The sequence below is a fragment of the Klebsiella sp. OBRC7 genome (assembly GCF_000293135.1).
In the GTDB taxonomy this organism is placed as follows: Bacteria; Pseudomonadota; Gammaproteobacteria; order Enterobacterales; family Enterobacteriaceae; genus Klebsiella; species Klebsiella michiganensis.
In genome coordinates, this window is record NZ_ALNJ01000016.1 from 1 (window position 1) to 1,543 (window position 1,543).

The 1,543-nt window shown below is 48.3% G+C and carries 2 protein-coding genes; one reads left to right on the plus strand and one right to left on the minus strand.

What is annotated here, in order from left to right:
* A partial coding sequence (locus HMPREF1144_RS02845) for an IS5/IS1182 family transposase (RefSeq protein WP_009651803.1) occupies positions 1-243 on the minus strand: 243 nt, incomplete at its 3' end.
* 488 nt (positions 244-731) lie between these two features.
* On the opposite strand from HMPREF1144_RS02845, the gene sulA reads away from it, so the two are divergent.
* Entirely contained in the window at positions 732-1,241 is a 510-nt protein-coding gene (sulA, locus tag HMPREF1144_RS02850) for an SOS-induced cell division inhibitor SulA (protein WP_032721357.1), read from the plus strand.
* The last annotated feature ends 302 nt before the right edge of the window (positions 1,242-1,543 follow it).

Consider the following 1,543-nt stretch of genomic DNA (forward strand, 5'->3'; position numbering starts at 1 on the left):
CAGGGCATCTTCCATGGCACCGTCGCTCAGGTTGTACCAATGCTGCATGCAGTGAATACGCAGCATGGTCTCCAGCGGATAGGGCCGTCGGCCATTGCCCGCCTTGGGATAAAACGGCTCGATGACAGCGGTCATATTCTGCCATGGCAGAATCTGCTCCATGCGGGAGAGGAAAATCTCTTTTCGGGTCTGACGGCGCTTAGTGCTGAATTCACTATCGGCGAAGGTGAGTTGATGGCTCATGATGTCCCTCTGGGATGCGCTCCGGATGAATATGATGATCTCATATCAGGAACTTGTTCGCACCTTCCCTAACGGATCCGTTAAAAGAGAAAATAAGTGACTTCTCTTCATGCGGCAACATGAATTATCTGTTCATTTTAATCAGCGTGTTTTTTTGCGAGCGGCTTTCAGAAAATAGTCATTTGATGAAGTTAAACGCGGGAAGATAAAATGCTTAATTAATAGTCATCACAATCGCATACAGAGAGCAGGGCATCCCTGTTCGCTCATAGACCGTTAATGCCATCATTTATGAGAAGAATTTACCCAGGAAGAAAGCGCGACAACCATGAATTCACATTGTGTACGCGCGGATATCCGATGCGACCGGTGCGGGTTCACTCCCGGCGACGTACAAATTTCATCCAGCAACAGAGAAAATAGGGTTGATCTTTCACTCGGCCGCATATACTGTATATGCATACAGTAACCCACAGGCGGGATAGACTATGTTTACATCAGCTCACGCAAATCGTTCACCACTGACTTCTACTTCAGTACGTCGTCGCTCTCATGACGCTGCCGAACAGCCAGCTAATGGGCTGATCAGTGAAATAGTCTATCGAGAAGACCAGCCCATGATGACGCAGCTGCTATTGCTTCCTTTATTACAACAGCTTGGCCAGCAATCGCGCTGGCAGCTCTGGCTGACGCCACAACAGAAGCTGAGTCGTGAATGGGTGCAGTCGTCCGGTTTGCCGCTGTCGAAGGTGATGCAGATCAGCCAGCTCTCCCCCGCTAACGCCCTGGAATCGATGGTTCGCTCACTGCGCACCGGAAATTATAGCGTCGTTATTGGCTGGCTATCAGAAGAACTGAGCATTGAGGAACATGAACGCCTGGTTGCCGCTGCAGAAGAGGGTCACGCGATGGGCTTTATCATGCGTCCGGTAAGAAATACCGATCAGCCTGGCAGACAACTTTCTGGGCTAAAAATTCACTCAAACCTGTATCATTAACCGAGTTTAGGATTAATCCTGGAATTTTTTTTGCCCTGGCGCGAGATGGGCTTTCTTGAACGGCATTTTTGTTAAAATGCTTGTCTGATGCGGCTTCGCGACTTTTTTTGCCTCGATTAAGTTCAACCGTATTGTTTAAACATAGCGTACACAACCCTTTTTTTTCATATGCCTGACGGAGTTCACACTTGTAAGTTTCGAACTAAGTTGTAGACTTTACATCGCCAGGGGTGATCGGCTTACGCTGCATGTATCAGCATAGTTAACAACAAGTCACGCCCCGGGTGAAGGATTTAACCGTG